At 37.8% G+C, this 13068-nt stretch carries 13 protein-coding genes; 3 read left to right on the forward strand and 10 right to left on the reverse strand.

The features are described from left to right. Window positions 1-10: 10 nt before the first annotated feature. Window positions 11-1288, reverse strand: a complete 1278-nt coding sequence (locus tag ACFSW4_RS08175) for a glucose-6-phosphate isomerase (protein ID WP_377328597.1) — start codon at window positions 1286-1288, stop codon at window positions 11-13. A gap of 57 nt (window positions 1289-1345) precedes the next feature. Further along, window positions 1346-2362, reverse strand: a complete 1017-nt coding sequence (locus ACFSW4_RS08180) for a TraB/GumN family protein (protein ID WP_377328599.1) — start codon at window positions 2360-2362, stop codon at window positions 1346-1348. 161 nt (window positions 2363-2523) lie between these two features. Here ACFSW4_RS08180 and ACFSW4_RS08185 point away from each other — a divergent pair, with 161 nt between their 5' ends. Together ACFSW4_RS08185 and ACFSW4_RS08190 are read left to right on the forward strand one after the other, a co-directional pair. Further along, window positions 2524-3735 (forward strand): lysophospholipid acyltransferase family protein, encoded by a 1212-nt coding sequence (locus tag ACFSW4_RS08185; protein ID WP_054752805.1) that lies wholly within the window; start codon window positions 2524-2526, stop codon window positions 3733-3735. After that, complete coding sequence (locus ACFSW4_RS08190) at window positions 3728-5080, forward strand: S-layer homology domain-containing protein (protein ID WP_377328601.1); 1353 nt, start codon at window positions 3728-3730, stop codon at window positions 5078-5080. Before ACFSW4_RS08185 ends, ACFSW4_RS08190 begins: the two co-directional genes overlap by 8 nt. A gap of 37 nt (window positions 5081-5117) precedes the next feature. On the opposite strand, the gene ACFSW4_RS08195 is transcribed toward ACFSW4_RS08190, so the two are convergent. The 8 genes from ACFSW4_RS08195 to ACFSW4_RS08230 form a co-directional block, all read right to left on the reverse strand. Next, window positions 5118-5909, reverse strand: a complete 792-nt coding sequence (locus ACFSW4_RS08195) for an SDR family oxidoreductase (protein WP_054752807.1) — start codon at window positions 5907-5909, stop codon at window positions 5118-5120. Between the two features lie 237 nt (window positions 5910-6146). Further along, entirely contained in the window at window positions 6147-6494 is a 348-nt protein-coding gene (locus tag ACFSW4_RS08200) for a DUF4870 domain-containing protein (RefSeq protein ID WP_377328603.1), read from the reverse strand. Between the two features lie 111 nt (window positions 6495-6605). Further along, window positions 6606-7604 (reverse strand): DUF3231 family protein, encoded by a 999-nt coding sequence (locus ACFSW4_RS08205; protein ID WP_377328605.1) that lies wholly within the window; start codon window positions 7602-7604, stop codon window positions 6606-6608. 99 nt (window positions 7605-7703) lie between these two features. Beyond that, window positions 7704-8099: an ectoine synthase gene (locus ACFSW4_RS08210; protein ID WP_377328607.1), complete on the reverse strand. Its 396-nt coding sequence runs from the start codon at window positions 8097-8099 to the stop codon at window positions 7704-7706. A 19-nt stretch (window positions 8100-8118) separates the two neighbouring features. Further along, window positions 8119-9393, reverse strand: a complete 1275-nt coding sequence (ectB, locus tag ACFSW4_RS08215) for a diaminobutyrate--2-oxoglutarate transaminase (RefSeq protein WP_377328609.1) — start codon at window positions 9391-9393, stop codon at window positions 8119-8121. Window positions 9394-9439: 46 nt separating this feature from the next. Beyond that, complete coding sequence (gene ectA / locus ACFSW4_RS08220) at window positions 9440-9961, reverse strand: diaminobutyrate acetyltransferase (protein ID WP_054752809.1); 522 nt, start codon at window positions 9959-9961, stop codon at window positions 9440-9442. Window positions 9962-10332: 371 nt separating this feature from the next. Further along, complete coding sequence (locus ACFSW4_RS08225; protein WP_377328611.1) at window positions 10333-11349, reverse strand: ABC transporter substrate-binding protein; 1017 nt, start codon at window positions 11347-11349, stop codon at window positions 10333-10335. A gap of 96 nt (window positions 11350-11445) precedes the next feature. After that, window positions 11446-11910 carry an ABC transporter substrate-binding protein gene (locus tag ACFSW4_RS08230; protein ID WP_279401467.1) on the reverse strand — a complete coding sequence of 155 codons (465 nt, stop codon included), beginning with the start codon at window positions 11908-11910 and terminating at the stop codon, window positions 11446-11448. Between the two features lie 104 nt (window positions 11911-12014). On the opposite strand from ACFSW4_RS08230, the gene ACFSW4_RS08235 reads away from it, so the two are divergent. After that, window positions 12015-13034: a DUF3231 family protein gene (locus ACFSW4_RS08235; protein ID WP_377328613.1), complete on the forward strand. Its 1020-nt coding sequence runs from the start codon at window positions 12015-12017 to the stop codon at window positions 13032-13034. Window positions 13035-13068 lie beyond the last annotated feature (34 nt).

Here is a 13068-nt window from a genome sequence, read left to right on the forward strand (position 1 = left end):
TGCACTTATTCTAATACCCTGGCTTTTTTAATAACTTAAAAATGGCCGTTTTGTAGTCTTCTACTCCCGGCTGGTTAAACGGGTTAATGCCTAATAAGTAGGCACTATACGCGCAGGATAGCATGTAGAAATATAATAAATAGCCTAAGTGGTATTCATCCACTTTTTTCACATGCACACCGATTTGTGGAACGCCACCTGATAAGTGCGCTTCTGAAACACCTTTATAAGCCGTTAAGTTAAATTCATGTAGAGACAAGCCTGCCAAGTAATTTAACTGATCAGCATTGTTCTCTTTCTCAAACACCTCAAGGTCTTCCTCAGCTTCATCAACCACAATAAACGATTCAAATAAATTACGCTTACCGTCCTGGATGTATTGTCCAAGCGAATGTAAATCCGTTGTATAGACTACCGAAATAGGGAAAATACCTGTTTGATCCTTCCCTTCACTTTCACCAAACAATTGCTTCCACCATTCTTGTACGAAATTCAGCTTTGGTTCAAATGTAGCAAGCACCTCATTGGTGTAGCCTTGTTCAAACAGTTGATGACGGATCGCTCCATAACGAATCGCTGGATTTTGATCAAGGTCAAATGAGCTAAGCTCATTTTCGGCATCTTTAGCACCTTGAATCAACTGTTCAACATCAAAGCCAGCCGCTGCTATCGGTAAAAGTCCAACCGCAGTAAAAACAGAATAGCGTCCCCCAACATCATCCGGTACAACAAAACGCTTATAGCCTTTTTCTTCAGCTAATGTTCGAAGTGCGCCTTTCTCTGCATCAGTTGTAACATAAATACGCGAATCCGCTTCTTTACCATAGCGATCCTCCATGTACTGCTGAAGGAAACGAAATGCTAAGGCAGGCTCAGTTGTGGTACCTGACTTTGAAATGACATTCAACGCAACCTCTTTGTCCTCCACATAAGCCATCAGCTGCTTTAAATAAGCCCCACTTACCTGATGGCCAGCAAATAACACTTCAAAGTTTGGATTTTTCTCGAAATATGGTTGTAATGCTTCAATGACTGCTTTTGCTCCTAAGTATGAACCACCAATTCCAATCACGATTAATACGTCAGATTTAGAACGGATCTCATCTGCTGTTTGTTTAATATCATTTAAGAAGGGTTCACTTAACCCAGACGGCCAGTCCAACCAACCTAGGAAATCATTACCCTCGCCGTTTTTCGCATATAACCCTTCATGAATGCTTTTTAATGTTTCTTTTTTATCATCTGTTAAAATGTCTTGGACATTACCTGAATATGTAACGTTAATCATAATTACACTGTCTCCTTTCCCTTATGATTATAAAGAAAAAAAGGTGAACTCGCCACCTTATTCCTGTACGCGTTCAACTTCAAAGCCTTGCTTTTCTAATATCGAACCAATATGAGGTTCTAGCGTTAAATGAAGTGCCCCTACAATGACAAAATAAGTTTGTTCCTCACCTGATTCAAGAAATTCCTGAATTTGTTCTGCCATATTATAATTACGATCATCATTGAGTGCGGTCATGTAAGCCTCGGCATCCGGGTTACTCTCTTCTTCCTCTACCATGAGCAAGTCTAGCAGCCCTTTCTTATCCCCTTGGGTGTATAACTCTAACATTTGATCAAGCTCTTCTTTATATTGATCTTGACTCACATCTAACGTTTCTTTTAACATTTCTACCTGATAGTCGTCAGATATTCCGGCAAAAATTCCTAGTTGGTCCTCAACGGTTTCTAACGCTATGATCTCTTTTTGGTCTTCATCTGCTTTATCTAAGAAGTATTGGTCCACTCCATCTGTATATCCAATCTTTTCAACTTTCATTTGCTCAACCAATGTCATGACAAACCATGGTTTAAACTGATTAATCATCTCTATTCCCATACCAAACGTTCCGCTAAACTCATTTTCTATTTGTTTATATACGTCAGTTGAAACATGGTCCTGCAGCGTTGAACCGTCTTGATAACGTGCAAGTTCAGTCGTTACCTGCATCATATTAGTCATGTTGATGTTGTTCATATCAATTTCAGGCACGATGACATCTGTTTGTTGATAAGCCTCCTCAACGTGTTTAGCCATTGGAAAAAAGTCATCCGGCGTTACATGAATGGTTCCTAGCAAATACACCGTTGTCGGACCATTAGATACTTCCCACAGGAACCCTTCTGGCCTCTCTGAACCCTGGGGCTCATCCCCTACCTTCTCTTCCTCAGGTTGCTGCTCATCAGCTTGGGCATTTACTTCTTCTGTTTCAACCTGCACATTCTCTTGTTCAGCGACTTCTGGCCCTGCTTCTTCCGTACAGCCAGAAATAACTAAACATATAACTAAACTTAGAGTCCACAGCACTTTCTTCATAACAGTATATAACTTCCCTTCCAAATCATAGAAATATATATTTACATCTTAACCATTTAGATCATTTTTTTCCATCTATATTTTAATTTAAAGATATCTATTTCATGGTATGTTAATATACTTGTATTAATAATCTATTAAACTGAAAGAGTGGTTTAGCGATGAGCATAGAAAATAAGCCAGGCCAGTTTACCAAGTCACTGCTGCTGACACCAATTCGCCTTTTTATTGAATCGCGATCAGACATCGTGATTGAACGGAATGACACGATAGGACTAAAACCGCCTTATGTCATTATTTCTAATCACGTTAATAACTGGGACCCTCTCTTCCTAAACTGTTATATTGACGAACCTATTTGTTATATCGCTGGAGAGCCGTTATTTAGACACCCCTTACTCAAACACGTCCTTAATTACGCTGGAGCCATTCGTAAGACGAAGTTCACCAATGATACAAGCACCATACGCAATGTATTGAAAGCAAAAAAACATAACAGAGTTATCGGTATATTTCCCGAAGGTAACCGCAATTGGGATGGGGTAAATGAACCCATTATTTATTCCACCGCCAAACTTATTAAACTGTTAAATCTTCCGGTGGTCGTGGCTAAAATTAAAGGAGGTTATCTCAGTCACCCAAGATGGGGAGATGGTCATCGCAAGGGTAAAATAATAATATCGTTTGAGAAGAAATGGGATTATGGTGATTTTAACGACTTAAACATCGATGACATTCACCAGCAGTTAACCGAAGCGATGCATCACGATGAAATGGCTTGGCAAAGCGAGCAACACCTTACATATGAAGCTAGACACCCTGCTCATTACTTAGAACGATTACTATTCATTTGTCCTCACTGTCATACACCAGGTGACCTACATTCTAGCGGAGATCAATTTAAGTGCTTCACTTGCAACTATCAAGTTAAATACACACCATTTGGCACTTTTGAGTCGTCGATTCAGAAAGTTTATTTTAATACACCTCATAAATGGAAAGTATGGCAGGAGTCAGTTATTGAACAACATTTTCGTGATTTTTCATGGAAAAGCGCTTGGGAGACCTGCTTGAAAGATCCTGTAAGGTTATATCGGTCTAACGATAAGAATCCTTTTAAACTGATTGGAGAAGGGACGATCACTTGGCAGGAGCAGCAGTTTATTTTTCAATCGGATCAAAAGGTTATTAATTTCGATTTTACTCAAGCTGAAGGTGTGAATATTCAATTCCACCATAAGCTCGACTTTTTATATGATGGTGATTTTTATCGAATGGTCTTTTATCAACCTAGAAGCTCTGCATACAAGTGGCTACAATTTGCTAAACAAATACAAAAACAAAAGGCGTTAGGAGTTATGGAACATGGATAATACGTGGTTATGGGTGATGGACTTCATCTTTTTATCAGCCCTTATGGTACTAGCAGCCGTCCTTAAAGCACGAATCCCTGCCTTGAGACGTCTCATCATTCCAACGTCCATGATTGCAGGATTTCTTGGTCTTATATTTGGGCCAGAATTAATTGGGCTGTTACCTCTAAATGCCGATTTCCTTGGCACCATGGTTTATCATTTAATGGCAATTGGCTTTATCGCTTTATCATTAAAAGAACGAAGTGTCTCTAGCAATCCAGCTATTCTTAATTCAGGGATGTTAATTGTCTCTACCTATCTCGTACAAGGGATTGTTGGCTTTGGTATTTTCCTATTATTAGTTGAGTGGTTTTATCCAGACTTCTTCCCAGGAATAGGTTTACTACTGCCATTAGGCTTTGGACAAGGGCCTGGCCAAGCATACTCCATAGGTACTCAGTGGGAGGAACTCGGCGTTATTGGCGGTGGCAACTTAGGACTTACAATTGCAGGGATTGGATTTCTATGGGCAACTGTTATTGGCATTATTGTCATGAATATTTTAATTAAACAAAGAAAATTTACAAGAGGAAATTCTAGCGAGGAAAGAATGCCAGTTGTTGAGACGTCAGCACCCGATGAGATTCCACTAAGCGATGCAATTGATAAACTAACCTATCAAATTGCATTAATCGGTCTCATTTATTTGATTACATACTTAACGATTTATGGGTTAGATGTCATCTTAACCCCGCTTGGAACCTTTGGGGCAACGTTAGCACAGTTACTTGTCGGCTTCCATTTCTTAATTGGAAGTTTATACGCTGTATTGTTTAGGGTAGTCTTAAATAAAGTTCAAAGGGCAGGACTAAAACTTGAACATAGCCCGAACAATTTCCTTCTTCAGCGTATCGCTGGTTTTTCGTTTGACTACATGATTACAGCTTCGATTGCAGCCATTTCAATTTATGCGTTACGAGATTATATTGTCCCGGTTTTACTGATCACAACCATTGGTGGCCTGTTAACTATATTATATCTTGTTTGGATTGTTCCACGAATGTTTCCTAAAGATGCGCTTCCAAATACGCTAGGATTTTTTGGAATGCAGACAGGGACGATTTCAACAGGAATGGCGCTAGTCAAAGCAGTCGACCCTTACTTTAAGACGAATACAGCTGATAACTTAGTCATGGGGAGTGGAACCGCTCTTTTATTCGGCTTTCCGCTACTCATCTTACTTAATGTGCCTGTTGTCGGGTACATTCAAGGAAATTCGATAATGTATCTTTACACATTAGGTGGACTCATTTTGTATTTTATATTACTAGCTGGAGCTCTTCTGTTTAGAACTCGAACATAAGTAGTGCCCGGGACTGTTAAGGTGCCCGGGCACTTTTTTATAACGCTTTAACCATACCACCATCTACAATTAATGCTTGGCCAGTTAAATAAGTGTTTGCCTCTGACCCCAAGAATACCGCTACTCTTGCAAACTCTTCTGGTGTACCATATCTACCCATTGGAATAGACGATTTTGCCTTATTTTGAACTTCTTCTAAGGGAATCCCCATAGCTTGTGAATTTGCCTGATCTAACTCTGATAATCGATCAGTCCCAATACGTCCAGGGCCAAGTGTGTTAATGAGTATATTGTGGCGTCCAAATTCTTGTGACAAACTTTTTACCATGCCAGCAATCCCCGCTCGAAACGTGTTAGATAATAATAAGTTATCAATCGTTTGTTTAATGGATGAAGACGCAAAGTTGACAATGCGGCCTGATGGTTGTTTTTTCATATATGGCAAAGCTTCTCGAATTGTACGGATAAAACTAAGTAAATTCAGTTCGAACGCCTTCTGCCAGTCTTGATCGTCAAACTTCTCAAACGTCCCTGCTGGAGGTCCACCTGCATTGTTAATGAGCACATCTATTCTACCAGTTTCATCAACTACTTTCTTGAACAACGCTTTAATATCCCCAGGTCTGGTAATATCACATACTTGATAAAACACTTGGTCTTGTCCACTTTTTGAATGAATTTCATCAACCGCTGTTATCAGCTCACTTTCATTACGACTAGAGATGAACACCGTCGCTCCTTCTTTTGCATATTCTAAAGCTGTAGCTTTTCCCAACCCTTTACTTGCCGCCATGACGACAACCGTTTTCCCTTTTAGTCCTAAATCCATCGTAATCCCTCCTTATTGACACTATGGTTCACATTCGACTGTTGTGAAAATAATCCTGCTTACGAGATTGTCTAGTATTCAAGAAAATCTTCTAGTAAATTTTTAAAATTGGCTAGTATTTTCGCGATTTTGTCTAGTAAACCTTGAATTTTGTCTAGTAAAATTTAAAATTTGTCTAGTATTTAAATAAATTTTCTACATAAAAAAACTCGCCAACTAAAATTGGCGAGCCCTTAATCATGTTAAAATATCAAATTTCCCTATGAGTGGTAAGCGCTTCTTTTCACCCTTGGCAGCATTTAAAATCCCTAAAATCCACAAAACAAAAACAAACAGGTTGCCAAGAGGCAGCACGAATAACCAACCGATAATTGGGACCACTGTACCTACCGTATTTATAATAATAGCTGTTAATAAAAGCAATAGACCCTGATTAGCATGATACATTGCGAACTTAGAATCTTTCGCAGCTAATAGTGGAATAAAAAAGATAAAATAAGCAACAATCCCCATCCCTTTGTTGTCTTCCGCATCTTGATCTACTTCAGGTGTCTCTTTAATGTCTTTCACTTCTTCTTCACTCATCAAAATCATCCTCTCCCAGTTAGGTCGTTTATTCAACCGTATGCTAAGAAAAAGATGTTTATGTGAGAAAAGTCCTAAAAATAAAGGTGCTCCTATACAGGAAACACCTTATCAATTCTTTTGATCAGTTTTCATTGTCTGAGGGGGTTCTTCCATCCAGCCATGGTTGATCATAATTTTTGCTCCTTTATGAGCATAAGCAAATATATCCTGCATGGTTTTAGTTATATCTTTCACCAAATCATTCCGCTGACTAAAGGCTGTACCGAGCGAACTACCACCAATGGCAAAACTACAAAATAATGAGACACAATACATCATGATCTTATCTGAGAATGGTGATGAGGCAGAGCTAGTGACATTTCCTCCAGCTGTTTGCGGGACATGTATATTGCTTTCGAGTAAAATATTTGAAACTGTTTTGATAATCTGTTTGGAAATACCTACTCCTTCTTCAAAATACCGTTTTGTATCTTTTGTATTCGCCACTTGTGAAAACCCTAAAATCATTGTCATTCCAGCTACATTTGATTCTGCTGTATGATATAAGTGAGCAGCCTCCACTGTGTTTAATGGACGTTTTTCTTTAAATGGATTAAATCCACTTAAATAACTGACATCTTGAACAAACTCAACGGATTTAGGGATTTGTGTGTATGGTGAGCGCGTTAGCAGACCTTTTTGAATTAGGTATGTTGTACACTTTTCATAAGTCACTTGAGTAATGGCAGTTAATTCCTTATACATTTGCATGACGTCTTGCCGATAAGTCATATTTAGGTTTAGAGTATGCATTCCCATGCTGATTTCTTTAATAAGTCTTAAAAACATGATGTCAAACCCATTATCATATAGCTTTGGCGCACCAGGGTGAACATCATCTTCTGTAAAACCAACTGGAACAGCCGCACCTTCTTGAGTAAATAAATCTTTAATTTTCTGTTCATATGGTGAAACCTGTTCATAACAATCAACCATGATCTTTTTTGATTGTTCATCATCTGCATGTTCAATGAAATATTCTAACATACGTAGAATCATGGTTTTCTGTTGGAATGTCATCCATAAGACGCCTATTTCAGAAGAAGATAGTTTTGCTTTATCTGGCATATTCAATACCCCCGTTCTAATCCATAGTTTTTCAATTGAGTAGGCAATTATACCAAATTAAATAAAAAAATAGCTCTGCTAAACGCAGAGCCATTCGTTTTATTCATCATCTACTGGATAAACACCATTTTCATCGTGAACTTCCTTGCCAGAGATCGGTGGGTTAAACACGCATACCACACGCATGTCTTCGCTTCCACCGCGAAGTAAATGTTCGTCATGCTCGTCTAAAGCATATAATGTACCAGGTGTGATTTTATGAATCTTACCATCTTTTAGTGTTTCTACTTCACCGTCACCCTCAATGCAATAAACGGCTTCTAAATGGTTTTGGTACCAGATATGAGTTTCTGTCCCAGCTTTAATAACTGTATCATGAACTGAGTATCCCATGTTATCTTTTTTAAGGATTAATCTGCGACTAACCCAGTTTCCGTTTTCAGCATGAACATCTTTTTCAGTTCCGATAATATCTTCTAGTTTTACGACCTTCATTAAGTTTCTCCCCTTTGTCTTAGTTGGTTACTGGTTCTTTTACGGCGGCTTTTACACTCTCTTCAATAATCTCTAATCCTTTTCTTAATGCGTCTTCATCAATGTTAACAGCTGGGAATAACTTAAAGACTTCTCCATCCATACCTGCTGTTTCCATTACAAGACCGCGATTGAACGCTTCAGACGTCACGCGTCCTGCAATCTCTCCATTTTCACATTCGATACCGACCATTAATCCGCGACCTTTAACTTTTCCGTTAAGTTCAGGATTTTCTTCAACAATCTTATTTAAGTAATCTAATGTAATCTTAGATTTTTCTTGAATCGACTCTTCAAAGCTTGAGTCTTTCCAATAATCTAAAGCGGCAGTAGCCGTTACAAACGCGTGGTTATTACCACGGAATGTACCGTTATGTTCACCAGGGTTCCACACATCAAGCTCTGGGCGGAATAATGCAATGGCAAAAGGTACACCATAACCACTTAAAGATTTGGATAAGCAAACGATATCCGGCTTAATACCAGCTTTTTCAAAGCTAAAGAATGTTCCTGTACGGCCAATACCAGCCTGTATATCATCGACAATTAGAAGAATGTCATGTTTCTTACAAATCTCTTCTACTTTCTTAAGCCAATCAAAGCGAGCGGCATTAATACCACCTTCACCTTGAACGGTTTCAACGATCATAGCAGCTGGTAAGTCAACACCACTACCATCGTCTTCTAAATATTGTTCTAAATATTTAATCGAATCAGTCTCATCAACAAACTGATCATATGGCATTGTAACCGTGTGGTTTAACGGAACACCAGCCCCTTTACGTTTAGAAGCATTTCCTGTAACAGATAATGAACCAATTGTCATTCCATGGAAGCCTCTTGTAAAGCTTATAATGTCCGTACGTCCCGTTACTTTACGTGCAAGCTTTAAAGCACTTTCCACTGCGTTTGTTCCTGTAGGACCAGGAAACATCATTTTATAATTAAGGTCACGAGGTTTTAAAATCACTTCATTAAATTTCTCGATAAACTCTGCCTTTGCAGTCGTTGCTTTATCTAATGAGTGAGTAATGCCATCGTCCATAATATACTCAATTAATTTTTCTTTCATTTTTGAATCATTATGTCCATAGTTTAGGGCTCCAGCACCAGAGAAAAAATCGATATACTCTCTCCCGTTTTCATCAAATAACTTGTGCCCTTTTGCTTTAGCAAATACCGTTGGGAAATCACGGCAATAACTGCGTACCTCTGATTCTAATGTTTCAAAGATATCCATATTTGTCTTAGACATTCTTTTCCTCCTTAATATTTATATCCTACCATCATCTTAAGCACGATTATTTTTCAACTGGTCCAATTCTGAAGCGAAGTTCTTCTTCATGCTCATCAGATGGAAATAGATCTTGAGAAAATAGCTCGGATACATCACATTTCGTATTGTTTTTCTTGGCAAAGCCTTTAAATAACGACTCGGAAGCTTTATTTGAAGGTGTCACAGTAGCTTCTAAAAAATTAACGTCTTTACAAACGTCACGGTTGAAAATTTCTTGAAGCATACGTGATGCAATGCCTTTGCCTCGCTGCGATGCATCAACCCCCACTTGCCAGATGAATAAGACGTCTTGTTTTTCTGGAGGTATAAACGCTGTTACGAACCCAACGACTTTGTCATCTTCTTTCGCTACAACACATGTTTCAGAAAAATATTCACACATCATAATGTATTTATAAACCGAATTCTGATCTAACGTTGAGTTACTTACTAAGTTCCACATTCCAGCTCCGTCTTCTGGAGTTGGTTCTTCTAATGTAACAGTATCTAAAGGTTTTAATGTTGCTGCTCCATTTTGATTACTGATAGGTAAGTTCTCCTTTCACGAACGTTTTTTAAACTTACATTTATTTATAATAAGGGGGGCTCGGTTTTTTCTCAATTCAGTTAAATGTTGATAAATCATGATTGATTTGAATTAACCATGGAAAAATAAGGCTTAGTGTAAGGGTCCTTAAAAATCCTTGTTTATTATTAGGTTTTCTTTAAAATATTAAGGATTTAATTATTTTTGTAATAAAATTACATTTATGTGAAGTTACCTTCGACAAAAAATCTCAAAAAAAGAGCAAACCACCCTTCTTCTGAATAGGTGAATTGCCCTTTAAGCCTTTTATTAACGACTAGATCACTAAATTTAAGTCTTTATACCTGCAATAGTTATTGAGTTGTGACTTTTTACTTATACCTCAACGACCAATGATTTATACCAACACTTGTTTCTGCAAATTCCAATGAGGTTCTATAAGGTACAAAATTAACATGATGATTCACTGCATATAACTGGTCAGGACTAACTAAAAATAACCCTAAAGCTTCATTGTAGATATAACGATCAATAGCTTTCGCGTACTCAATAAACTTTTGAGAATTCGTTTCTCTTTCAAACAAATTGTACAAATTATTAAACTCTGGAATCTCAGGTCCAATACGATACGCCCCATCTGCTCCGAAAACTTCTCTGTGGTAAAAAGCAGGCGTTCCTTCTAAAAACAATGTGTTAAGGTCAACAATAAATAAATCAAAATAAGGGTCTAGTTTCTTTTCTGCTAATATATGTCGCCATTTTAATCGTTCCTCATTTGCTATAACCTCTAATTTTACGTTTATTCCTAATATTATGTGCAATTGTCTTGCTACAAGATTACCAATATCATGCAAATCTTCAAATACTGCAATTTTATAAGTATTTGACTCCTCCCAATTCGATTGTCTTAAATGCTTTAATGCTAACGAAGGATTTTGTTCATATGGCATGAGTCCTTCAGGGAAGTCTACAGCCCATGGAGGCGTTAGAGCAGGAATCTTTCTGCCGTAACCATTTAATCCTTCTTTAATTAACTTTTCTCGATTAATGGCATAATTAATAGCCAAACGAAAATGATGATCATGGTGAATTGAATGATATCGGTTAAAAATACCCGTAATCAATTTACGCCCTTTATCCTTAACGAGCTTAGCATACTTAGAGCGCTGGATGTCACTAGCTTTATTTGGTGAAACCTCAGTAACTAAATCAACCTCTCCTTCCGTATGCATGCATAGATGTAAGGCTTGGTCTTGTGTTAGATCATTACGAAACAAAACCTCTTTTAGTAATGGTTTACGGTCTTTATTCCAATAATGAGAATTAGATAATAAAGAAACGATCGGTGTTCGATCTTCTTTAGTCGTTAACCAGGTTAATTGGTCCATATAATCCCCAATCCAGGCCACCTCATTATAGATTGATGAGTAGCCGTCATTTAGTTTAAATGGTCCAGTACCCCACGGGCCTGGTGCATCAAGTACTCACCAATGACCTTCTCCTGAACCTAATTTACGATAACCGAACCCTAAGTATTTCCAAAACAGTAAATTCGCTTGATGTAAAGCTCTAAACTTACCTAATGCCAAGCCCTCAGGTCGTGTAAAATGAAAAATAATATTGTGCTCATTTATGATCTCAACTTCAGAACCATCCGGAAAATTTAGCCATGTACCTGGTGGATGCGGAGCAAACCACCTCTTCTCCTCAATAAAATTCAACTTCGCAATATCTGAATCATACTTCGTCCCATCTTGAAAATAAACATCGGGGTGTAATTGAATGTCCAGAGTGTAAGGATCCTTCCAGTTAAATTTTGTCGCTAGGTTTGAAATAATTGCTCCACCTGTTGATGCCCTCACAAATTCTTCCATCGTATTAAACAGTACACTTAGCCAGTTTAAAGCTGACCAGTCTACCACTTTAATGATGCCACCATGTTGGTTCATAAGCATTCCTCCTTTCTGTAAAAGGTATGTCGGTCTAAGTTTGATTAAGAATAAAATTTAAAATATTAATCAAACTATTTATGATATAAGGAGGAAATCTAATCGTGGAACGTTATAGTCATGATGCACACCTAACTTCAAGTGAAATAGCGAATTTATGGAGTCAATATATGAACGATAGTATGTCGATTTGTGTAATCAAACATTACTTACAGCATGTCAAGGACCAAGAAATTCGTGACATACTTGAATACGCTCTAGAATTAGCCACTGGTCATATTAGTCAGATTACACGGTTCCTTAATGAAGAGAATTTTCCAATTCCATTAGGTTTTACTGAAGAAGATGTAAATTTAGATGCTCCTCCCATTTTCAGTGATAAGTTAGTTATACATTATATGTACATTATGACAGTACACGGTCTCTCCGGTTATGCAGGTTCTTTAAATACATCTATTAGAGATGACCAAGTTCAGTACTTCATATCTTGTAATCAAGAAGCAATGGAACTGTATAGAAGAATCACGAAAACGATGAGAGAAAAAGGCATGATAAATCGACCGCCTGATCTTAATCCACCAGAGGAAGTGACGATGATTCAAAAACAAAACTACTTAAGTGGTGGATGGTTTGGCCCAAAAAGACCGTTAAATGCAGTAGAAGTTTCGGGGATTTACTTTAATATGAAAAAAGATGTCGTCAAAATTTGTATGGAAATAGCATCAAAACAAATGACGTCAAGTAAGGAACTTAGGAATTATTTTGAACGAGGCAAAAAAATATGTGATAAGCAGTACAATGAATTTAGCAAGTTGCTTACTGAAAGTGACCTTCCATCTGCTGTTAAACTAGATGATCAGGTAACAAATACAACGATTCCAGCTTTCTCTGACAAACTCATGCTGTTTCACATCTTAAACCTATTATCAACAGCTGCTGGTTATTATGGGGCTGCACTTGCATTGTCACAACGAAGAGACTTAGGAACGACTTATTTTTCTATGATTATTGAAGTATTAAAATATGCCGAGGACGGAATCAACATTATGATTAAAAATGGCTGGATGGAAGAGCCACCAACGTTTGTTGATCGAGACCGTTTAAGCAAGAAAAAGAAGAAATAAAAAACACCTTCAGGTAGCCATGTGCGGAGTGGCT

Source organism: Piscibacillus salipiscarius (assembly GCF_042685285.1).
Taxonomy (GTDB): domain Bacteria; phylum Bacillota; class Bacilli; order Bacillales; family Alkalibacillaceae; genus Piscibacillus; species Piscibacillus salipiscarius.